General features: G+C 46.6%; 23 protein-coding genes and 1 pseudogene. 2 read left to right on the top strand and 22 right to left on the bottom strand.

Annotated features, from left to right (window positions below; translation table 11 throughout):
• The 19 genes and pseudogenes from KJB35_RS26190 to KJB35_RS26100 all read right to left on the bottom strand — a co-directional run.
• Positions 1-138, bottom strand: a pseudogene (locus KJB35_RS26190) (chemotaxis protein CheW); the annotation flags it as partial.
• Complete coding sequence (locus KJB35_RS26185; protein WP_176311123.1) at positions 128-907, bottom strand: ParA family protein; 780 nt, start codon at positions 905-907, stop codon at positions 128-130. The pseudogene KJB35_RS26190 and the gene KJB35_RS26185, both read right to left, overlap by 11 nt.
• Before the next feature lie 8 nt (positions 908-915).
• A complete protein-coding gene (locus KJB35_RS26180) occupies positions 916-2,028 on the bottom strand; it encodes a chemotaxis response regulator protein-glutamate methylesterase (RefSeq protein WP_025767174.1) in 1,113 nt (370 codons plus the stop codon).
• Positions 2,029-2,057: 29 nt separating this feature from the next.
• Positions 2,058-4,298 (bottom strand): chemotaxis protein CheA, encoded by a 2,241-nt coding sequence (locus KJB35_RS26175; RefSeq protein WP_017635948.1) that lies wholly within the window; start codon positions 4,296-4,298, stop codon positions 2,058-2,060.
• 9 nt (positions 4,299-4,307) lie between these two features.
• Entirely contained in the window at positions 4,308-5,048 is a 741-nt protein-coding gene (locus tag KJB35_RS26170) for a protein phosphatase CheZ (RefSeq protein WP_005380502.1), read from the bottom strand.
• Between the two features lie 118 nt (positions 5,049-5,166).
• A complete protein-coding gene (gene cheY, locus KJB35_RS26165) occupies positions 5,167-5,535 on the bottom strand; it encodes a chemotaxis response regulator CheY (RefSeq protein ID WP_017635949.1) in 369 nt (122 codons plus the stop codon).
• A gap of 45 nt (positions 5,536-5,580) precedes the next feature.
• Complete coding sequence (locus tag KJB35_RS26160; RefSeq protein ID WP_005380499.1) at positions 5,581-6,315, bottom strand: RNA polymerase sigma factor FliA; 735 nt, start codon at positions 6,313-6,315, stop codon at positions 5,581-5,583.
• Positions 6,308-7,195, bottom strand: coding sequence for a MinD/ParA family protein (locus KJB35_RS26155; protein ID WP_005380498.1), 888 nt, complete (start codon positions 7,193-7,195; stop codon positions 6,308-6,310). The genes KJB35_RS26160 and KJB35_RS26155 overlap by 8 nt, the downstream gene beginning before the upstream one ends.
• Positions 7,196-7,209: 14 nt before the next feature.
• Positions 7,210-8,727, bottom strand: a complete 1,518-nt coding sequence (gene flhF / locus KJB35_RS26150) for a flagellar biosynthesis protein FlhF (RefSeq protein WP_033907111.1) — start codon at positions 8,725-8,727, stop codon at positions 7,210-7,212.
• Between the two features lie 28 nt (positions 8,728-8,755).
• A complete protein-coding gene (gene flhA / locus KJB35_RS26145; RefSeq protein ID WP_238843032.1) occupies positions 8,756-10,855 on the bottom strand; it encodes a flagellar biosynthesis protein FlhA in 2,100 nt (699 codons plus the stop codon).
• A gap of 210 nt (positions 10,856-11,065) precedes the next feature.
• Entirely contained in the window at positions 11,066-12,196 is a 1,131-nt protein-coding gene (gene flhB / locus KJB35_RS26140) for a flagellar biosynthesis protein FlhB (protein ID WP_238843029.1), read from the bottom strand.
• 3 nt (positions 12,197-12,199) lie between these two features.
• On the bottom strand, positions 12,200-12,982 hold the full coding sequence (fliR, locus tag KJB35_RS26135; protein ID WP_005384463.1) for a flagellar biosynthetic protein FliR: 783 nt from the start codon (positions 12,980-12,982) through the stop codon (positions 12,200-12,202).
• A gap of 8 nt (positions 12,983-12,990) precedes the next feature.
• Positions 12,991-13,260, bottom strand: coding sequence for a flagellar biosynthesis protein FliQ (gene fliQ, locus KJB35_RS26130; RefSeq protein ID WP_005380488.1), 270 nt, complete (start codon positions 13,258-13,260; stop codon positions 12,991-12,993).
• Between the two features lie 24 nt (positions 13,261-13,284).
• Positions 13,285-14,154, bottom strand: coding sequence for a flagellar type III secretion system pore protein FliP (fliP, locus tag KJB35_RS26125; RefSeq protein WP_005394311.1), 870 nt, complete (start codon positions 14,152-14,154; stop codon positions 13,285-13,287).
• Positions 14,141-14,554 carry a flagellar biosynthetic protein FliO gene (gene fliO, locus KJB35_RS26120; RefSeq protein WP_005380480.1) on the bottom strand — a complete coding sequence of 138 codons (414 nt, stop codon included), beginning with the start codon at positions 14,552-14,554 and terminating at the stop codon, positions 14,141-14,143. Before fliO ends, fliP begins: the two co-directional genes overlap by 14 nt.
• 1 nt (position 14,555) lies before the next feature.
• Positions 14,556-14,966, bottom strand: a complete 411-nt coding sequence (gene fliN, locus KJB35_RS26115; RefSeq protein WP_005380479.1) for a flagellar motor switch protein FliN — start codon at positions 14,964-14,966, stop codon at positions 14,556-14,558.
• A 58-nt stretch (positions 14,967-15,024) separates the two neighbouring features.
• The gene (gene fliM / locus KJB35_RS26110; RefSeq protein WP_017635951.1) at positions 15,025-16,071 is read right to left on the bottom strand and encodes a flagellar motor switch protein FliM; all 1,047 of its coding nucleotides are present in this window, start codon (positions 16,069-16,071) and stop codon (positions 15,025-15,027) included.
• Between the two features lie 7 nt (positions 16,072-16,078).
• Positions 16,079-16,582 (bottom strand): flagellar basal body-associated protein FliL, encoded by a 504-nt coding sequence (gene fliL / locus KJB35_RS26105; protein WP_285357938.1) that lies wholly within the window; start codon positions 16,580-16,582, stop codon positions 16,079-16,081.
• An 85-nt stretch (positions 16,583-16,667) separates the two neighbouring features.
• Positions 16,668-18,521, bottom strand: coding sequence for a flagellar hook-length control protein FliK (locus KJB35_RS26100; protein ID WP_238843030.1), 1,854 nt, complete (start codon positions 18,519-18,521; stop codon positions 16,668-16,670).
• A 97-nt stretch (positions 18,522-18,618) separates the two neighbouring features.
• Between KJB35_RS26100 and KJB35_RS26095 the strand changes: the two genes are divergently transcribed.
• Together KJB35_RS26095 and KJB35_RS26090 are read left to right on the top strand one after the other, a co-directional pair.
• Positions 18,619-18,762, top strand: a complete 144-nt coding sequence (locus KJB35_RS26095; protein ID WP_005394314.1) for a hypothetical protein — start codon at positions 18,619-18,621, stop codon at positions 18,760-18,762.
• 39 nt (positions 18,763-18,801) lie between these two features.
• A complete protein-coding gene (locus KJB35_RS26090; protein WP_104975530.1) occupies positions 18,802-19,116 on the top strand; it encodes an NIPSNAP family protein in 315 nt (104 codons plus the stop codon).
• A gap of 40 nt (positions 19,117-19,156) precedes the next feature.
• On the opposite strand, the gene fliJ is transcribed toward KJB35_RS26090, so the two are convergent.
• Genes fliJ through fliH form a run of 3 tightly spaced genes read right to left on the bottom strand, consistent with a single transcriptional unit; the run spans position 19,157 to position 21,730 of the window.
• A complete protein-coding gene (gene fliJ / locus KJB35_RS26085; protein WP_193837309.1) occupies positions 19,157-19,600 on the bottom strand; it encodes a flagellar export protein FliJ in 444 nt (147 codons plus the stop codon).
• Positions 19,601-19,606: 6 nt separating this feature from the next.
• Positions 19,607-20,926, bottom strand: a complete 1,320-nt coding sequence (fliI, locus tag KJB35_RS26080; RefSeq protein ID WP_046875538.1) for a flagellar protein export ATPase FliI — start codon at positions 20,924-20,926, stop codon at positions 19,607-19,609.
• Between the two features lie 3 nt (positions 20,927-20,929).
• Complete coding sequence (gene fliH, locus KJB35_RS26075) at positions 20,930-21,730, bottom strand: flagellar assembly protein FliH (protein WP_005394317.1); 801 nt, start codon at positions 21,728-21,730, stop codon at positions 20,930-20,932.
• Positions 21,731-21,801: the final 71 nt, after the last annotated feature.

The raw sequence follows: 21,801 nt of genomic DNA, 5'->3' as shown, positions 1-21,801 counted from the left end.
TGGCTCTGCAGATGATACCTCTTGAGCCAACAGGTCAAGGTCTTCCTCAAGAGTCGTTATTTCAGTTTCATCATCCAGTAATGCATTAAAGTAGTCATCAAGTGCTTGTTCACTGGACAGCACATCATTACTGCTCATCGAACGCCAACCTCTCCAGGTAAATCAGTAGCTGTTTATAGGCAAACACACCACGGCTACTAGATGCAAAATGCGAAGCTGGCAAGTGCTTTAAACTGGCATCGCGGAACTTGGTATCAATAGGCACCGCTGAGGTCCACACTTGATTTGGGTAATCTTTTTTCAGTTGCATCAATGTCTGCAATGACGCTTTCGTGCGCTTATCGTACATGGTTGGGACGATAGTCACTTTGAAACCGCCCGGGCGAGATTTTTGCATAATGGTTAGCGTACGCATCATGCGCTCTAGACCTTTCATCGCCAAAAACTCTGTTTGAACAGGAATCAAAATTCGGTCACTGGCTGCCAACGCGTTCACCATCATCACGCCAAGGATTGGCGGACAGTCAATCAACACATAGTCATAGTCTTGTGAGACAGTTTGCAGCGCCCGTTTTAAGATTAATCCCATACCACTGCGATTACCCATTACGCGATCAAGCGTGGCAAGGGACATATGCGCGGGAATGATATCCATTCCTTCCAGCTCTGTTTCTAAAATCAACGGCTTAACCGTCTCACGAGAAAACGTCTTCAACTGGAATAAATCAAATAGGCTCGAAGTTACTGCATCAGGATCATAACCGAGATAAGTAGTCAGTGAGGCGTGAGGATCAGTATCAACCATCAATACTCGATGGCCTTTCTGGCTCAATAAGCCCGCCAATGTCACTGTTGAGGTGGTTTTACCCACGCCTCCTTTCTGGTTAGCTACACTCCAAACAATCATGATGAATCCTAAGCTAGGCCAACTTCCACCAACATGCGTTCAGCAATGCGGTCAAGCGGTAAATCTTCTGAAGAAATGCCTGCTTTAGCAACCGCTTGGGGCATGCCATAAACAACACAACTTTCTTCATCTTGTGCCCAAATTGTTGAGCCTGCAGACTTCAACATGCGAGCGCCCTCACGACCGTCTGCACCCATGCCTGTCAACACTAAAGAGAGCACTTTGTCGCCATATACTTTTGCGGCAGAACCAAAAGTCACATCCACACATGGTTTGTAGTTCATGCGGTCGCCGCCATCAATAATGCGAAGACGAGCAGCGCCCGCTCGTCCATCCACCATCATTTGTTTCCCACCTGGTGCAAGGTATGCCACACCGGGCTGTAACACATCGCCATCTTGTGCTTCTTTCACTTGAATCTTACACAAGGTGTTCAAACGACTGGCAAACGCAGCAGTAAACGTTGCTGGCATGTGTTGAATCAATACAATCGGATGCGGATAGTTCATCGGCAAACGCGTCAGAATTTTTTGTAGAGCAACGGGGCCACCTGTTGATGTGCCAATTGCCGTCAGTTGATACTTCTTACCAGAAGCACGGTACTTTGTCGCAGCAGGTCGAGTTGGTGTTGGAGTCACAGGTGAAGCCGTTCTTGAACCTAATGATCGAGTAGTCGTGCTGGTACTCGCTGTTGGGCGAGCGATAGGTCGACGCATGAAAGCGCGCTTCGAGGCAATCTGAATCACACGCTGTTGAAGTAATGACACCGCTTCTTCACGGTTACGCGCAATGTCCTCAAACTTTTTCGGTAAGAAGTCCAATGCGCCCGCATCTAGCGCATCAAGCGTAGCTTTCGCCCCGTCGTGGGTCAGGGACGAAAACATTAGAATTGGCGTTGGAGCAGCGGCCATTATTTCACGTACAGCTGTAATGCCATCCATCACTGGCATTTCAATATCCATCGTGATGACGTCAGGTTTGAGAGATTTGGCTTTCTCAACCGCCTCTCTACCATTTACCGCAACGTCAATCACTTCTAGGCGCGATTCTGAGTTGATGATTTCGCTCACGCGACGTCGGAAAAAACTCGAATCATCAACGACTAGTACTTTAATCGCCATCTTATTCCTTTTAATAACGTCAGCTTTGCTTAAAGGCGTGAAGCCGCAGCGTATCGCTTAAGTAAATCAGGCACATCTAGAATTAATGCAATGTGGCCATCGCTAGTAATTGTCGCACCAGCCATACCTGGAGTGCCCTGTAATAGATTATCGAGTGGCTTAATAACCACTTCTTCTTGACCAATAAGCGTATCCACAACAAAACCAACGCGTTGGTTACCAATCTGTACAATCACCACGTGACCGTGACCAGTACGCTCTTGGACGTTTTGCGATTTGGATGCTAACCAGTTTTGTAAGTAAAATAGCGGGATAGATTTCTCACGTACAATGATCGTCAGCTGACCATCTACCACGTTTGTACGGCTAAGATCTAAGTGGAAAATTTCACTCACCGAAGCCAGTGGTAGAGCAAACGGATGACCGCCAACACCAACCATCAGAGTCGGTAAAATCGCTAACGTTAGTGGTACTTTGATCGTAATCTTAGTGCCCTTGCCTAGCTCAGAATCGATATCGATTGAACCGTTTAAGGTATTGATCGCCGTCTTAACCACGTCCATACCCACACCACGACCAGAGATGTCAGAAATTTTATCTTTACTTGAGAAACCAGGTGCGAAGATAAGGTTGAAGCACTCTTTATCTGTTAAACGTGCCGCCGCATCTTCATCCATCATGCCACGCTTCACCGCGATGCCACGCAGTTTGTTCGGGTCCATACCGCCACCATCATCTACGATGGATAGTTCAATATGGTCCCCTTCTTGCGATGCTGACAAAATCACTTTACCTGTGCGTGATTTGCCGGCCTTCGCGCGTGCGTCTGGCATTTCAATACCGTGATCAACCGAGTTACGTACCAAGTGAATCAACGGATCGGCCAATGCTTCTACAAGGTTCTTATCGAGATCGGTTTCTTCACCGCGCATTTCTAGCACGATGTCTTTATTTAGGTTACGAGCCAAGTCACGGACAACGCGCGGGAAACGGCCAAACACTTTCTTAATTGGCTGCATACGCGTTTTCATTACCGCGCCTTGTAGATCCGCAGTTACCACATCAAGGTTAGCGACCGCTTTGGACATCTCTTCGTTGTCGCTATTCAAACCAAGGCTTAATAGGCGGTTTCGAACCAATACGAGCTCACCCACCATGTTCATGATGGTATCAAGCGTCGAGGTATCAACACGAACGGTTGCTTCAGCCTGAGGTTTTTTAACCGCTGGTGCTTTAGCTTCTTCTTTTACGGCGACTGGTTTAGATTCTGGCTTTGGTGCTGGCGCTGTTTGAACGGGTGCTGGCTTAGCAACAGGCTCAGGTTTCGCAGGGCTTTGCTCTACGTTTGCTGAAGCAGGCTTCGTTGCCATATCCAATTCTTCTAGCGTTGGACCTTTACCTGAACCATGTAGCTCATCGAGTAACTTTTCGAACTCTTCGTCCGTCATTAAGTCACTGTCTTGATTTGATGAAGATGACACTGGAGCGGAAGGCTCTGCCGCTTTAGGTGGCTCTACTGGTACGGATGCAGATGCAGCAGCCTCTGCCGTAGAAGGGCTTTTTCCTACACCGTGCAGTTCATCGAGTAAACGTTCAAACTCATCATCAGTGATATCACCACTTTCAACTGATGGCGCACTCGATTGAGGCGGTTCAGATGGCGTTGTAGATGTCGCAGACATTGAGGCGCCTGGCGCTGAACCTTTACCATGAAGCTCATCAAGTAGCTTTTCGAATTCGTCTTGGGTAATTTCATCAACAGAGCCGACACTTGATGGTGCTGACGGCGCAGCAGGTTCTTCGATGATAGGCTCGGGAATAATAGGCTCTGGAGTAGCCACTGGTTCTTCAACTACGGTTGCCGCTACTTCATCTTCTGACTCAGGTTTGCATAGACGATGAAGTTCTTCAAGAAGCTCAGGGTCCGCAGCTTCTAACGGCTCACGATCTTGAACAGCCTGGAACTGGGTATTAACCGTATCCAAGGCTTTTAGCATCGTATCCATTAAGTTTTGCGTTACCGTGCGTTGACCGTTTCGTAAAACGTCGAACACGTTCTCCGCACCATGACAAGTATCGACTAGCTCTGCCAATGAAAGGAAGCCGGCACCGCCTTTTACGGTATGAAACCCGCGGAAAATAGCATTAAGTAAGTCTTTGTCTTCTGGGTTATTTTCCAATTCAACCAACTGCTCAGAAAGCAGCTCGAGAATTTCCCCAGCCTCAATGAGAAAGTCCTGAAGAATATCTTCGTCTAAATCGTAGCTCATACGTTACCTTTAAAATCCAAGACTGGACAACAAGTCATCGACTTCGTCCTGCGATGAAACCGCATCTTCTCTCAGTTCTGGATGAAGAATCGGGCCTTCGGCTTCGCTTGTTTGTGTATTCTTTTTATCTGCCGGTTCTGACAAAACTTGAATATGTTCTTCAAGTTTATTTCCAGAGAATACGGTTAGGATTTCCACTAAGCGGCCTTCAACTTCATTAACCAACGTAATTACGCGGCGAATGATTTGGCCAGTTAGGTCTTGGAAGTCTTGCGCCATGAGAATTTCGGTCAATTGGCCGCGCAATTCAGTGCTGTCACCTTCGACTTGCACTAATAGCCCGTCGATTCGGTGACACAGTGCTTTAAATTCGCTTAATTCTATGCGCCCGTGCATGAGTTCATTCCATTGAGGACGAACTTTTAGAAGGCAATCATGCAGGTTATCAGCGATAGGAAGGCAGCAGTCGACCGCATCCATTGTTTTGTTGGCTGCAAGCTCTGTCTTCTCGATCACATAATTGAGACGATCCCTAGCGTTAGGGATTTCGTCTTTCGCAATTTCGGTCATGCGCTGATCGAGACTGAACTGCTTGAGTGATTCGTGAAGGTCTCGAGTTAACGCTCCAATTTCTTGCAGCATTGGGTTATCGGCACCTTCGTAGATCGAGGCAACAAGCATATTGGCTTGGTCTTGTTCCCCGTTTTCTAGCATTTGAACGAGTGACTTCGCCTGCTCTAGTGAGATCATTCTGAATAGACCCTTTTACGTTTAGTTCTTCTTATCACTTTGAAAACGCTAAACGAGTCATTTAATAGGTATTTAATAATTGGTATGAATGACTCGAATAACAAAGAGAAAGAGAGAGTTATAAACGCTCGAAAATTTTATCTAATTTTTCTTTTAATGTTGCAGCAGTAAATGGCTTAACAATGTAGCCGTTTACACCTGCTTGAGCAGCTTCAATGATCTGCTCACGCTTCGCTTCAGCCGTGATCATTAGAACTGGCAGATGCTTAAGTTCTGCATCCGCGCGGATGTGTTTAAGCAAATCGATGCCTTGCATACCTGGCATGTTCCAGTCAGTTACAACAAAATCGAAGTCACCTTTTTTCAGCATTGGTAATGCGGTTAAACCATCGTCCGCTTCTTGAGTGTTATTGAAACCCAAGTCACGAAGCAGGTTTTTAACAATACGGCGCATTGTTGAGAAATCATCAACAATAAGGATCTTCATGTTTTTATTCAAAATTGCCTCCACTGAATCGTAAAATCAGTGTTTTTAGTCATTTTGTGTCCACGCACTGAGCTTGGTACGTAAACGTTGCATCGCTTGACTCAGTATTTGACTTACGCGAGATTCGCTTACGCCTAACACATCGCCAATTTCTTTCAAATTGAGTTCTTCATCATAATAAAGCGAAAGAACCAAAGCTTCACGCTCTGGAAGCTGTTTTATTGATTCAACCAGTGCTTTTCGAAATGATTCATCAACTACCCCTTTGAATGGGTTGCTGTCATCGGTTTCATCCGCCGGTGAAATCACATCATCAGAAACGCCTAAATCTTCAATACCGACTAATTTTGAGCAGTTGATATCGGTAAGAGCACTATGATATTGATCCAGTGTCATACCGAGATGCGTGGCTACTTCAGAATCAGTAGGATCTCGATTTAATTCGCCTTCCAGCTCCGCAATCGCTTGGTTAATCTCTCGATTATTTTTATGAACAGAACGCGGTACCCAATCGCCTTTACGCATGTCATCTAACATTGCGCCACGAATACGGATACCTGCATAAGTTTCAAAGCTCGCACCTTTAGAACCATCATAATTCTGCTGAGCTTCGATAAGACCGATCATGCCGGCCTGAATTAAATCCTCTACCTGAACACTCGGCGGTAAACGGCCTAGTAGGTGGTGAGCAATGCGCTTAACCAACACTGAATAACGTTCAATGAACGCCTGCTGGCTATTAAATTTGCCATGTTGGTCATAGGTTATCGCTTTATTCACCAAAAGGGTCCTCTGCGAATTCGGTACGATTTAGCAACCTTTCCACAAAAAATTCCAAGTGTCCACTTGGTGTTTTCGGTAGTGGCCACGTCAACGCTTTGTTTGCTAGTGAGCTGATAGCTAAAGCGGCAGGCGAGCGTGGGAACGCATCAACGACAATTTTTTGTCTTTTTACAGCCTGTCGTACTTTATCATCTAATGGAATACATGCTACGAGTTCAAGGCTAACATTCAAGAATCGCTCTGTGACTAGTGTCAACTTTGCAAACAATTCTCGCCCTTCACGGTAGCTTCTGACCATATTTGCTACAACTTTAAAGCGTTGAACTTGGTGTTCTTTACTCAACAGCTTGATTAATGCATAGGCATCTGTGATTGACGTCGGTTCATCACACACAACTACAACCACATCTTGAGCTGCTCGCGAAAAACTGATTACCATGTCAGAGATACCAGCAGCGGTATCAATCAGCAGGACATCCATTTCGTCTTCAAGACTACCAAATGCTCGAATGAGTCCAGCATGCTGAGCGTGAGAAAGCTCTGTCATGCTCTGTGTGCCAGAAGTTGCAGGAATTATCTTTATACCATAAGGCCCTTCGACAATCGCATCTTTTAGCTCACATTCACCCGCTAAGACATGTCCTAGATTACGTTTTGCACGAATTCCGAGCATCACGTCCACATTGGCCAGACCTAAATCAGCGTCGAGAACCATCACCTTCTTGCCTTGGCGAGCCATACAAATCGCCAGACCCAGTGTTACGTTTGATTTCCCCACACCACCTTTGCCGCCAGTAACAGCAATCACTTTGGTCAACGATGGTTGTGTTAAGCGACGGAGGCCGCTTGCTTGATCGTGTATCATATTCTCAGTCATAGTAGTCCGCCGCCTTAGAGTCCTTCACTGTCACTGTTCCAAAAGTGAGGTTCGTTCTCTGTCGACTTCTCTAACAGTTCATTTGCTTTCGCAAGCATATATTTTGGTTGCGCTATCACAATGTCTTCTGGTACGCGCTGACCATTAGCGATGTAAGCTACTGGCATTGCGTTTTGAATCACTACACTGATGAATTCGCCTAGGCTTAATGACTCATCAAGCTTCGTCATAATACAACCCGAAAGTGGTATACGTCGGAAGTGATCCAGCGTTTCTTGTAGAACACGACGTTGTGCGGTAGCCGGCAAAACAAGGTAGCTGTGAATCACTTCCCCGCTCTCTTGCATTAGAGTGTCGAGCTGCTCGGAAAGCCTCACATCTCGTTGCCCCATCCCTGCCGTATCGACCAAAATCAGTCTTCTGTTTCTTAGCTGATATATAACATCGGCTAACTCGTTAGAATCTTTAGCAACTCTTACGGGACAACCCATAATTCTTCCGTAAATTGAGAGTTGCTCATGTGCACCTATGCGATATGTATCTGTTGTCACAAGGGCCACATTGTCGGCACCGTATTCCATGGCTGCGCGTGCTGCGAGTTTCGCTACGGTTGTTGTTTTCCCAACCCCCGTCGGACCCAACAATGCGACTACGCCACCACGTTTTAAAATGTCCTGTTTAGGAATATTGATTTGATCCGCCACCAGCGACAATAACGCTTTCCACGCTCGCGCTGGCTTTGTATCTTCCGGGATATAACAGGCCATCTGGTCTGCTAACTCCGGAGAAACGCCCATTCGCTCTAAGCGCTTAATCAGCATTGCTCTTAGTGGCTCACGACGTTCTACTTCTTGCCACATCAGACCAGAAACTTGGTGCTCCAACAGACGACGAATTGACGTCATCTCTTCGCGCATGCTTTCTAGCTCATCGGCCGATTCGTCACGCTCATCACTTGGGCGACGTCGGTCATAGCGCGTCGGGTCCAGCTTGGGCGTCGGACGTTCAAATCGATTGTCCTGTGCGATTAGCTTCGCCAAAGGTGAATCTGGTTGATATGGCGCTGGCTTTTCTTGGTTGTAGCCGTCGCGATGCTTATTTTGGCGTTGCAGCAAAGCAGAGAGCGAATCTTCATTTTCCGCTACGTGGTCGTCAGCATCTGCTGCACCACCGCTATATTGCTTAAGCATATTAGCGAATCGCTGCGTCATTGAGCCTGTTTTTTCATTGTTACTGTTATTACTGTTCAGGCTAATTTTATCTTCATCTAAATGACGATCTTGGTAACGATCAGCAGAAGACGATGACATTTGACGATGTTCGTTATAGCGATTCGATTGAGAAGCACCGCGATTTTGCTGTGACGCTGCGCTTGCTTGAGACGGATTAGATTCACTATCTATCGCCGCAACAATCGCTACTCCACCAGCCACTTTCTTGTTTGACATGATCACCGCTTCCGCGCCTAACTCCTCTTTCACTTGGAGCAGCGCCGTTCTCATGTCTTTGGCAAAAAATCGCTTTATTTTCAAACTATGAATCCATTAATGATGCGTGAGATCAGTTACCCACGGCTTGCACAATTCTGATCTGTTTTTCATCCGGGATTTCTTGGTAAGACAGTACCCGGAGATTAGGTATTGTGTTCTTCACAAATTTCGCCAACGTCGAGCGTAATACGCCGGAAGTAAGCAGAACGGCAGGTTCGCCTTTCAGTTCTTGTTCCTGTGTCGCTTGGCTTAGTGAAGACTGCAATCGCTCAGCGAGTCCCGGTTCAATCCCCGCAGATTCGCCTCCTGATGCTTGCATAGTTTGATGCAATATTTGTTCCAGTTCGGGTATCAAAGTAATCACTGGTAACTCAGGCTCTATACCATTGATTTCTTGAACAATTAGACGTTTAAGACTAATTCGAACTGCTGCCGTCAATATGTCAGCTTCTTGACTCTTACTTGAGTACTCAGCCAAAGTTTGAACAATCGTGCGAATATCGCGGATTGGAATGGCCTCGTTTAACAAGTTTTGTAGGACTTTCACCACCACACCTAATGGTAATTGGTCAGGAACAAAGTTCTCGACCAACTTAGGCGCGCTGCGTCCCAACATTTCTAATAAATTCTCTACTTCTTCATGACCAATTAGCTGTGATGCGTTGTTGGTCAATAGCTGGCTTAGGTGCGTCGCTAATACCGTTGATGAATCAACAACCGTATAACCCAGAGCCTGCGCGTGCTCACGCTGATCTTCTCGGATCCATACGGCTTCCAGTCCAAAAGCAGGGTCAATGGTTGGCTCACCATCAATCATGCCATACACCTGACCTGGGTTAATCGCTAGCTCTTGATCCGGACGAATCTCTGCTTCGCCCACCGCAACCCCCATCAATGTAATTCGGTAACTGTTTGGGGTCAGCTCAAGATTGTCACGAATATGAACCGCTGGAATTAGGAACCCAAAATCTTGCGATAACTTTTTACGCACGCCTTTTACGCGCTCTAACAGTTCCCCACCTTGGTCTCTGTCCACCAAAGGGATTAAGCGATAACCGACTTCCAAGCCAATAATATCGACTGGCTGGACGTCATCCCAAGACAGTTCGCGCTGTGAGGAAGGTTCTGTACCTTCGTCTGCTGTTGCTGGTAAAGCGGGCTCTTTCGCTTTCTGCTTCTGCCGTTTGTCGATGAAATATGCCGCTGCACCGGCCGCGACTGCCAGGCTCAAAAACGCAAAGTGTGGCATGCCCGGTACGATGCCCATCACACCAAGAATAGTCGCAGTAATCATCAGCGCTTTTGGGTTGTCGAACATCTGGAAGACCAGTTGTTCCCCCATGTCTTCATCGGTGTTTTGGCGCGTCACCATCATTGCCGCTGCAATCGACAGCAATAGCGATGGGATTTGTGCGACCAAACCATCACCGATTGTCAGTAAGGTATAGATTTCAATCGCTTCACCGAAACCCAATCCATACTGCGCCATACCGATCGACAGACCGCCGACGATGTTGATAAACAGAATCAAAATACCGGCAATTGCGTCACCTTTTACGAACTTCGAGGCACCATCCATCGAGCCATAGAAATCCGCTTCTTTGGTCACTTCAAAACGACGAACTCTTGCCTGCTCTTGGTCTATCAATCCGGCATTCAAGTCGGCATCAATCGCCATTTGCTTACCCGGCAACGCATCAAGCGTAAAGCGAGCACTTACCTCAGAGATACGACCCGCACCTTTGGTCACCACCATAAAGTTGATGATCATTAAGATGAGGAAAACCACTAGGCCGACCGCGTAGTTACCACCAATAACGACGTTACCGAACGCCTCAATTACGTTACCTGCCGCATTACCGCCTTCATGACCATGCAGTAAGACGACACGAGTCGAGGCAACGTTCAAAGCCAAGCGGAGCAACGTGGCGATCAGCAATACCGTTGGAAAAGCAGCGAAGTCCAAAGGGCGACGTGTGTAAACGGTCACTAACAACACCACCATCGACAGCGCGATGTTAAAGGTGAAGAACATATCCAGCAAAAATGCTGGAATCGGCAGTACCACCATTGCTAGGGTGGCCAAAACCATCACCGGAGCACCAATAGCTGGCATTTCACGTTGAGGGATTCGTGGCAATTTATCTGCAAACGGCAGGCTTAACTTCATACTGCGAGAGATCTCAATCGATTGAAGCGTCACGTAAGCTCTTACTATTAATACGCGACCGCTTTAGCCTAAAAGTTTAGGTAGGGTTGATAATTAAAGCGTTTTAAGCAATCTATGTACCATAATTAGCGCCAAAATAATGACTAAACACTCAAATAGAGCTTAGCTTTTGATCAAACGAGCTTTTTTAAGGCTTTACCGCTTTTCGTATCAATGACGGTGCTCGGGCGGGATTGGCAAATCATAATCTTGAATTTTCGGGCGCTGTCCACCTCGTTTTCGGTATTGCTTCAATTGGAATACAAATGCCAAAACCTGAGCGACGGCAGTAAATAACCCATCGGGGATCTCTTGCTCGAGCTCTGTCGTGTGGTACAACGCACGAGCCAAAGGTGGTGCGGGCACAATCGTAATGTCATGTTCGCGGGCGACTTCTCGAATCTTCATCGCCATGTGGTCAGTACCTTTAGCGATCACGACTGGCGCACGGTCTGTCTTCTGTTTATAACGAAGCGCTACCGAGAAGTGCTCTGGGTTAGTAACAATAACATCAGCTTGAGGAACGTCCGCCATCATTCGACGTTGAGCCGCTTCCCTTTGCAACATACGAATACGGCCTTTCACTTCCGGCTTACCTTCAGTCTCTTTGTATTCGTCTTTGACTTCTTGCTTGGTCATTTTTAACTGATCGGCGTGCTGCCAGATTTGAAATGGAATATCGATGGCAACCACAATCAATAGCGAGCAACTGATCAGCAAAATAAAGTTCAGCAAAATATCTAAAGCATGGAAGATGTTTTGCGGATACGCATCCATGCTCAATTGAATCAGATCGGCCTGTGATGCTTGGATCAAATAGATGGCGACACCAGTGACCAGAACCACTTTAAGGATTGATTTGATCAACTCTACCCAGCTTTGCATTCCAACCATTCGCTTTAAGCCGCTAAACGGATTCATTTTCGACAGCTTGGGCATGGCCGCTTGGGCAGAAAAACTGATTCCTCCCACACCTGCTGCTCCAATCATGGCGGCGGTAAACAATGTCGCTAACACCAAAAATAGTGGGAACAACAAATCACTCATCGCGCCCAAAGCGATATCAAACAGTTTTGCAGTATCGAAAATCTCTTCTCGTTGAAGATCAAATAAACGGCTCATGATGGAAAACAATGAACGTGCTAACGCCTCGCCAAACCACATCAATGAAATGGCGCCAACGATCAGCACAGATGCTGATGCAAGCTCTTTAGATCGAGCGACCTGCCCCTTTTCTCTGGCTTGTTGTAACCGTCGGGGTGTGGCTTCTTCGGTGCGTTCCTGACCGTCTGATTCTGCCAAATCTTAGCACTCCAAGCGAATAAGCCGACAAATCTGCGCCTCACCCACTGTCCAGAACATTTCATAATGACTGTATAGACCAGCCAGTATGTACCAACAAAGTAATAGACCCACCATCAAAGCAAAAGCAAAACCAAGCGAGAAGATATTCAGCTGTGGTGCGGCACGGGTCATTACACCAAACGACAAGTTAATGGTCAGTAGCGCAATAATGCCAGATAGAGACATACTCAGTGCCGTTTGGAACATAATACCAAGCCAGCCTGCCATTTCACGGAAATCAACCGCGTTGAGCGAGCCGGAGCCAATCGGCAAAGTTTTAAAACTGAACACCACCAATTGCAGCATTTTTAAGTGTCCATCGGTGGCAAGGAAAAACATTGTCGTTAAGAACATGAATAACTGGCCAAGCAATGGCGTGTTCTGACCATTTGCGGGATCAACCATAGAAGCAAAGCCCAAACTTGATTGCATACCCAATATTTGACCAAGTAGGACAAAGGTTTGAATCATAAATTGAGTAACCATACCCATCGCTATGCCGATGATCATTTGCTCGGCAATGGTCATGAAGCCACGAAACGAGAGTAGCTCAATGTCTTGAGGTACAGCGGGGATGGCTGGCATGACAGCGAAAGTGATGGCTAAACCGAGGTAAAGGCGGATTCTTGGCGAAACAAATCGGGCCCCGGTTACTGTCATCACCATCAACATGGATGAGATACGAACATAGGGCCAGAAGTAGTTTGCGATCCAATCTAAGACAACGCTAGTGGGGTACTCCATAGGCGCCTCTAATAAAGCACCTGAGGTAAGCGTTCAATCAAGCCATAGAAATATTCCATCAACATTTGCGTCATCCAATGCCCAAACAGCATCAGGGCCAAAAGCGTGACAATCAAACGCGGTAAGAAGCTCAATGTTTGTTCGTTGATGGATGTCGCAGCTTGAAAAATCGCAACTACAAGGCCGATCAGCAAGCTTGGGATGATAATAGCGCAGACCATGATAAGCACCATCCAAAGAGCTTCACGGAAAAGCTCGACAAACATTTCTGGTGTCATGTCTTATCCTCTATCTGCGCTTATCTAAAGGGCAAAGCTGCCCGCAAGTGTCGAGAGTATCAAGTTCCAACCATCGACCAATACGAACAACATCAACTTGAACGGCAACGAAACAATCATTGGTGACAACATCATCATACCCATTGCCATCAGTACCGAAGCGACTACAAGGTCAATAATCAAAAACGGCAAGAAGAGCATAAAGCCAATTTGGAATGCAGTTTTTAGCTCTGAGGTGATAAAAGCCGGAATCAACACCGCCATCGACACATCTTCTGGATTCTCGACTTGCTCTCCTGACATGGTTACGAACGTCTCCAAATCTTTGATTCGGGTCTGCTTAAGCATAAATGCTTTCATTGGCGCTTGTGCAGCATCAAACGCTTCTCGCGCCGTAACTTGCTCGTTCAAATAAGGCTGAACAGCTTTGTCGTTGATTTCGTTCAGGACAGGAGACATAACAAAAAAGGTCAAAAACAGCGCAATACCAATAATGACCTGATTAGAAGGCGTTTGTTGCAAACCCATTGCCTGACGCAATATCGACATCACCACCACAATTCGAGTGAACGAGGTCATCAGAATCACCATGGCAGGCAAGAAGCCAAGCATGGTCATTAACGCTAAAATTTGTAGTGTAACCGAGTAGTCTTCACTGCCATCAGGGTTCGTGGTCATGGTGAATGCTGGAATACCACCGCCACTAGAAACGGACATAGCACGGCTAGCACCAGTATCACTTTGCATAGCCTGAACTGTAACACCACTTCCATCGGCTAAGTTATCTGGCAGCGCTGACTCCTCTGCTTCAGCAAAGGTAAATGAAGAAAACAGCACGCCGACAAAAAGTAACAACGTACTCAGGAGCAAACGAATTGGATTACCCTTTGTCATGTTTTTTGATCAGCTGGCTAAATTGAGTCGCAAAAGCATTGGTCGCCAACTCTTCCTCTTTCAGTGGCTTATCTAACTTGGCTAAAGTTTGGATCGATTGGCTAGTAATCCCAACCAAAAACTGTTCTTCACCCACTTGAACTACTGCGATTCTTTCTTTTGTACCCACTGGCAACTGACTCACTATACGCAAGCCCTTTTGTTGTCCCATCGCTGGCACTTGCATACGTTTCAGCAACCAAGCCAGCAAAAGAATCACGCCGATTACAAGCACAAGCGAGCCAAGTGTCGTCGCAAGATCCAGATTATTTGGTGCGGCAGCAAATGCATAAGGAGCACTTAGCATTAAGCTCAGTGCTCCAGTGATTTGCTTCAATCGCATTTTGATTGAACGACTCATCTTAACGCAGCTTCTTAATTCGTTCAGTTTGGCTGATCACATCCGTCAAACGGATACCAAACTTATCGTTGACGACCACGACTTCGCCGTGAGCAATCAAAGTACCGTTAACCAATACGTCGAGCGACTCACCGGCTAGACGATCCAACTCAACAACCGAACCTTGGTTAAGCTGCAACAGGTTCCGAATGCTAATTTGAGAACGACCGACTTCCATCGAAATCGTCACCGGGATATCCATAATAGTGTCGAGTTTACGACGCTCATCTTCGCTAATTGGGCTTGAAGTGTCTTTTAGCTCTTCCAGTGGCGCAGCCAATACTTCATCTACGTCTACAGAAGGGGCAGACGGGTCTTCGCCAAGAGCGGCTGCCCATTCGTCTGCTAGCTTTTGATCGTCACTTGGTTCCATTTTTCTATCCTGTGTTACGCCTTACTCATGCCATAGCATGTCTGTTTAATAAGGTATCTTAATGGTCTATATCGTCTTCATTCTCAAGCTCGGACATGATGTCTTTACCTAAGAAAGCTAAATCTGTTTTGACGACATGTGGGCGCTCAATTTCCTCAGAAATTTGCACCGCTAATTTGTCTTCCGAACGACCCATTTTTACGCGATAGGTCGGTAGGTCTTCTACAAACATCGTCGCATGTTCTGGCATTTCAATCGGGATGATGTCGCCCGGTTGCAGCTCCATGAGATCACGCAAAGAAATGTCTTTTTCGAGCAAGTTCACGCGGAAGTTAACCGGACAATCCATGATCTCTTCACGTAGTGCTGAGCTCCAGCGAACGTCCGTTTCCATCTTGTCGGACTGAACACCTGCATCCAATAGTTCACGGATAGGCTCAACCATGGAGTAAGGCATAACGACATGAAAATCGCCGCCACCGCCGTCAACTTCTATATGGAATGAACTCACGACAATCACTTCTGTCGGGCTGACAATGTTTGCCATACTTGGGTTTACTTCAGAGTCGAGATATTCGAACTCTACCCCCATCACTGGCGACCACGCTTCTTTATAATCTTCAAATACAATTTTCAGTAACAACTGAATGATGCGGCGTTCCGTTGGGGTAAATTCGCGGCCTTCGATTTTGGCGTGGAATCGACCATCACCGCCAAAGAAGTTTTCTACCAGAATAAAGACTAAACGAGCCTCCATGGTGATCAACGCAGTGCCTTTTAACGGACGAAAACGCACCATGTTCAAACTGGTTGGCACGTACAATGTGTTCTGGTATTCACCAAACTTCATCATCTGCACGCCATTGATCGACACCTCTGCCGTTTTACGCAGCATATTAAACAGACTAATACGCATGTGCCGTGCAAAGCGCTCGTTGATAAGTTCGAGCGTCGGCATTCGACCACGTACGATTCTGTCTTGCGACGAGAAATCAAAATTGACGGCACCCTCAGTGTCGTTTTCTATCGGTTCATCGACGTCATCAACATCGTCAACCCCATGCAATAGCGCATCAATTTCGTCTTGGCTTAATAGATCGGTCACGTTTTACCTATTGAATAACAAAATCTGTAAACAGTACTTTTTCAATCACTGGCTTACCGACCGCAGCATTCAGCGCTGCTTTGATACCTTCGGAAGCACGATCGCGCAATTCCACTCGTCCTGTAGGAGAGCGCAATTGATCAACCGTCGCGGAAGCAAACGTTGATAGCATAGAGCTTTCAATCAGTGGCGAATGATACCGCGCCAACTCTTCATTTTCTGCACCGCGAACCATTAACTGCGCTTTAATTTGAACCAGCCTATCGCGGCTATCCCCAGTAACGTTAAATACAAATGCCTGAGGAAGATTCACATACGCGATGGGCGCAGCATCCGATGCCTTCACTTGAGCCTGTTGAGACGATTCAGCATGAGCAGGTTCATCAGAGCCCATTAGAAAAAATGCCGCTGCCCCGCCACCAAGTAGTAATACTACAACAGCGATGATGATGATAAGTAACTTGCTTTTTCCTTTCGGCGCATCGGCCCCTTGTAACTGTTCTTCTGCCATTCTTGTCTCTTATTGTTTTTTTGAGTTACCAAGACGTTTTAGTGAGTTGCTTGGTAACCATATTCCATTGCCGTTAAACGGCCTTTTATGCGTAAAAACTAATTCCATCACGCTTTGAAGCGACATTCAAATCCAGATTGACATCAGATTCAAAACCCTCTTCGGACTGTCCAGAAAAACCGCCACTTTGCGCGCTTTGACCATGTTGTTCAGCAGTATATCTACCTTGCTGTTGCCCGCTGTTTTGTTGCTGGACGGAAGAATCAGCCAGCTGCATACCTTGTTGCGCTAACATTTCTCTCAAACGAGGGAGCGTCTGTTCAATAATGTCACGAGCTTGCGGGTTGTTCACTGTAAAATGTACATTGGCAACGTCGTTATTCATGGTCATACGAATTTGCATACGACCTAACTCTGGTGGATCAAGACGAATATCGAGATTTTTCAGATTCTTCGACATCATCATTTGCACTTTTTCCGCAACTTGCTCGTTGGCCAGCTCTTTAGTTAGTTGCAACGGAAACTGAGCTTGTTGTGCAGCATCAATACGCGCTTGTTGCTGTACATTAATTCCTTGCTGACCTGCCATAGCCTGAAGCTGTCCAGCGAAACCGTGTTGGAGGTCCGGCTTATCTTGTTTATCAGCAGTCGCCTTTAGCGCACCAGTCGCCAATGCTGCGTTCATCACTTTCTGGCTAATCTCTCCGTCTTTCACACCTTGAAGCGACGTCGGCACTTGCGCGGCTATCAACGTATCAGGCGTTGGAGATAATGCGACTTTATCTCCACTATGAGCAGTTTGTGGCTGGGGTACTTGAGCCGCTGTATGCTGGATTTGCTGAGACACTGCCATAGGTCCAGCCTGGCGAGTTAAATTATGTTGTACTTGTTGCTCTGCGAGAATCTGTTTAATGTCATTAGGGAGCGCAACAAATTGGGCAAGGTCTTGCTCAGGAATATCCGCCGTGATCCTTCCTTGTTTCAACCCTTCAATGATCTGAGCTTCTTGCTGAGTCAGTGGTTTTCCTTGCGCCAACTTGGTATCTATAACTTCAAGTTCATCCAAGGAGACTCGTGGAAGCGCGTCGATGTTGGAACCATCAACGTCTGTTAACAACGGCGACAGCTCATTAGCTACTTCACCACTGACTGCGCTCTTAGCCGTCGGATGGCTGGCTTGTTTCGCTAGCTCTTGCCAAGCAGCAAACTCAGGCGAAAGTTTGTCGACATCGATAGGTTGACCATTCTTATCTAAAATTGGCTCTAAGTCTTGTCCTGGGATCATCTGTGCTTGTTCAAGCGAATGAACTGATGGCGTTTCATTCAAAGCCAGCTCATCAAGATGTGTCGAAACGGTTGCTTGCTCGTGGAACGAATGCACTAAATTCGCGCTCTGAGGCAAAACTTTGCCACTATCGATGGATGCATTACTCGCATTCAGGGTTTGATTCGCTTGTTCAATTCGACCAAGAAGCTGTTGTCCTTCGCCCATCGTGCTTTTTACGTCCATTGTATTTGATGGGTTACTCGTATCGATTGATGTTGATTTCACTTTTTCAATAGCTTCAACATCATTCTCCAAAGGTGTGCTGTTACTCGCCTGTTGTAAACTTGCTTCTTCACTTAAGGTTGCATTCGGTTTGTTTGCTGATATTTCATCAAAACCATGGGTCTCGTCACTGACGGATTCTTGGCTTTCTTGCGCCAACAATTCGTCCGAGACGTTAGCAGAAGAAGTACTGCCTACATCCGCTCTTTCTTTTTCTTCAACCACTGTCGATTCTGTTGCTACTTTTTCGGGCTTTTGTTTACCAGCAAACGCATCGGTTAACGTTTCTAAAAATCCCTTGCTCTCAGTGCTCTCTGCGGACGCTTTAGCGGACACATCAGAAACTGGCGCCTTGGTAGTCGCAGATACATGGGACAAATTCACACTCATTTAGAAACTCTCGTTCTCGTGGCTCTGAGCGTATCGCTGACAGGCAGCAATACTGGCGGCAAACAAAGGTCAAAAAGACCCGATACTGACAGCTAAAATGCAAAAATCACACCACAATATTGAGCCAATTCTCGGCAAGCTAATAGATGGCATGTTTATGGAACAAACATCAACAGTACTATCCGAGAACCTGGTTCCTAACATGATGTACAGCTACTTGATTGACTTTGAAAAACGATAAGCGTAAACAGACACTTTGCTTAACAATTAAGGAATCACTTTGAAGATCACAGAATTACGCCAATATAGAATCAAAGCAGGCAAAACAAAGCAATGGCTAAGTTGGATGAAGGAAGAACTGTTGCCCTATCAACGCTCACAAGGCATGCGTGTACTGAATACTTACGTCCACACTGGTGACGATGGACATGACTATTTTGTTTGGCTTAGAGAGTTCGACAATGAACAAGCACGCCAGACTCTCTACGAAAAAACATACAACGAGTGGTGGGTTCGCGAGATTCGACCGAAGGTATTTGAGCTAATTGAACAAGACTCAATCAAAGTTACCTTACTTGAATCGGTAGAGATGTAGTCAACTGCAACACCGTAATGCAATATCGAACCGATAACGTTTAGAAACGATGTGGTTTTCGACTGTAAAGTAAGGTGGAAAACTCGTCCATTTGCTTTTGTTCGCGCTTAGCTTCAGCAAGTTGTTTCTCTTTTTCGCGTTTGCCTATCATCCACTCATAGGATTTGCGTTCTTTACGCACGGTTAACCAATATTCTTTACAGTTTTCAACCTGCTCTTTGAAATGACTTTCTGCTTGCTTTTGCTTAGATAAAGTTTCATCTAGCTGGGTAAGGAATCGATTTAAATGTCCATATTGACTTGCCGTTAGGCCCGCCTGACCACGGTCGACGAGTTGCTGGCAATAATCAAGCCGATACTTTTCAATTTGTTCAACCTGACGGTAATAATCTTCGAGTTCAGAACGCGCTTTGTTCAGTGCAAGCACAGCTTGGTCTTCACGATCCTTAGTTTGCTCAAGTAGAAACTCCATCGCATTATTCATGCGCTATCACCCACCCAAAATGTTTCTAAGCATATTGACGCACATATCGTATGGCACCGATTCTTTCATGCTCTGCTGCAAGTATTCGTCTAACTTCGGTTTCAAAGTAAATGCGCCATCAATAGCAGGATCGGTACCCGGTTTGTACGCTCCAATCGAGACCAAATCTTGATTCTTGCGACAAATAGACAAGACCTGTCGCACGGCTTTTGACATCAGAACGTGCTCTTCGGTCGTGATTTGCGGCATAACACGGCTCACCGACTTCTCGACATCAATCGCCGGATAATGGCCTGCATCCGCCATTTCACGAGAAAGAACAATATGGCCATCAAGAATGGCTCGCGATGCATCCGCTATCGGATCTTGCAAATCATCCCCTTCGGTCAAGACGGTAAAGAACGCCGTAATCGAGCCTTGTTCGGCACTTCCATTACCCGCTCGCTCAACCAGCGCTGGCAGCTTGGCAAATACAGAAGGCGGGTAACCTTTCGTCGCTGGCGGCTCACCAACAGAAAGTGCGATTTCACGCTGTGCTTGTGCAAAACGAGTCAACGAGTCCATCAATAGCAGAACATCTAACCCTTGGTCCCGGAAGTATTCAGCAATCGTTAATGCCGTTTGGCACCCCTTTAAGCGCATTAGAGGTGAAGCATCGGCAGGCGCCGCGACCACCACTGAGCGGCGACGACCGTCCTCACCCAAGATCTCTTCGATGAACTCTTTAACTTCACGTCCACGCTCACCTATCAGGCCGACGACCACAACCTGTGCGGTGGTGCCTCGCGTCATCATGCCAAGCGTGACCGATTTACCCACACCAGAACCTGCAAACAGACCGATACGCTGACCTTTACCAACCGTCAACAAACCATTGATGGCTTTTAGGCCAACATCGAGCGGTTCAGAAATTGGTTTTCGAGCCAACGGGTTGATCGGCTCGGCATTAAAAGAGGCACGATGATCGGTATACAAAGGGCCAAGTCCATCAAGTGGATTCCCAACCCCGTCTATCACGCGCCCAAGTAACTCCATGCCGACAGGCAAACCAGCGTCACTGGTTAAAGGGGTGACTCTCGCGCCAGGTAAAATGCCCGTAATTTGTTCGCTTGGCATTAAAAATAGGTTGTCACCTGAAAAGCCGACAACCTCGGCTTCCATCTGACCTGACATGGTTTCCACTAAGCATAAACTGCCAATTGGTGCGCGACAGCCGGTCGCTTCCAACGTTAACCCAACCACACGCACCAGTTTGCCAGAGGCGACAGGGCGCGTCGTAAGGCCTTCAACTTTGTAGTTTTTTAAGCGGTCAGCGAGTGCTTGCATGGATTACTCACCCTCTTGATGACGGTTTGCGCCACAAAAGCTGTGCAATACGCTTTTGACGCGTTCTTCCATGCGATAATTAATGCTTGATTCACCGGCTTCAATCTGGACATCACCTCGATTGAGCGATGGCTCAGCAACTAACGTCCAGTTGCGACAATTAAGGTCTTCTTCACCATAAGCTGAACGAATAATCGCGACATCCTCTGGATTCAGGTGCAAGGTAATAGGGTGGCCTGATATTGGTAGCGCTTCGACCGACTGCTTCACTGTATCTAAAATAATTTGAGGGTTGGTTTGTACTTCAACGTGCACCACTTCTTTAACTAAACAGAGCACCATATCCACCAGCTGCTTTTCAACCTGAGCATTCATCAACTCCAAAGGTTGAGCAAACTGATTGGCCAAGTTCATAAAAGTTTCAACTTGCTGCTGAATGTATTCTTGCCCTGCAGTTACCCCTTCAGCTTTTCCGAGCTCGAGACCTTCAGCATGGCCGGCTTGCAACCCTTCTTCTTTACCTTTGTCGTAACCTTGCTTAAAGCCAGCTTCCTGACCTTGATGTAAGCCTTCTTGATAAGCACCTTGCTTAATCAGTTCAATTTGCTCTTCGGTTAGCGCAAGTGGCTGCTCTTCTTCAGGCTCATCAAAATTCGGCACCCATCCCGGGTCATAGTTGAACGCGGTTTGTTTTGCTTGTTTGGCTTTAGGCTCGCCATAATCAGGCAGCCCCCAACGTTGGGGTTCGATCATCGAATCATCTTCATCAGGACGGATAAATCCACGTTTTCTATCGCCAGCCATGGGTTACCTATTGTGTGTTCGATTAAGAAGTGAGGGTGCTCCGCAATAGGATAATTGCGAAGCAATAGAAA

It is taken from the genome of Vibrio sp. D431a, from assembly GCF_030248655.1.
Lineage (GTDB): Bacteria > Pseudomonadota > Gammaproteobacteria > Enterobacterales > Vibrionaceae > Vibrio > Vibrio alginolyticus.
Note: the sequence above shows the minus strand (reverse complement) of the source record. Positions and strands in the feature narration are given on the sequence as shown.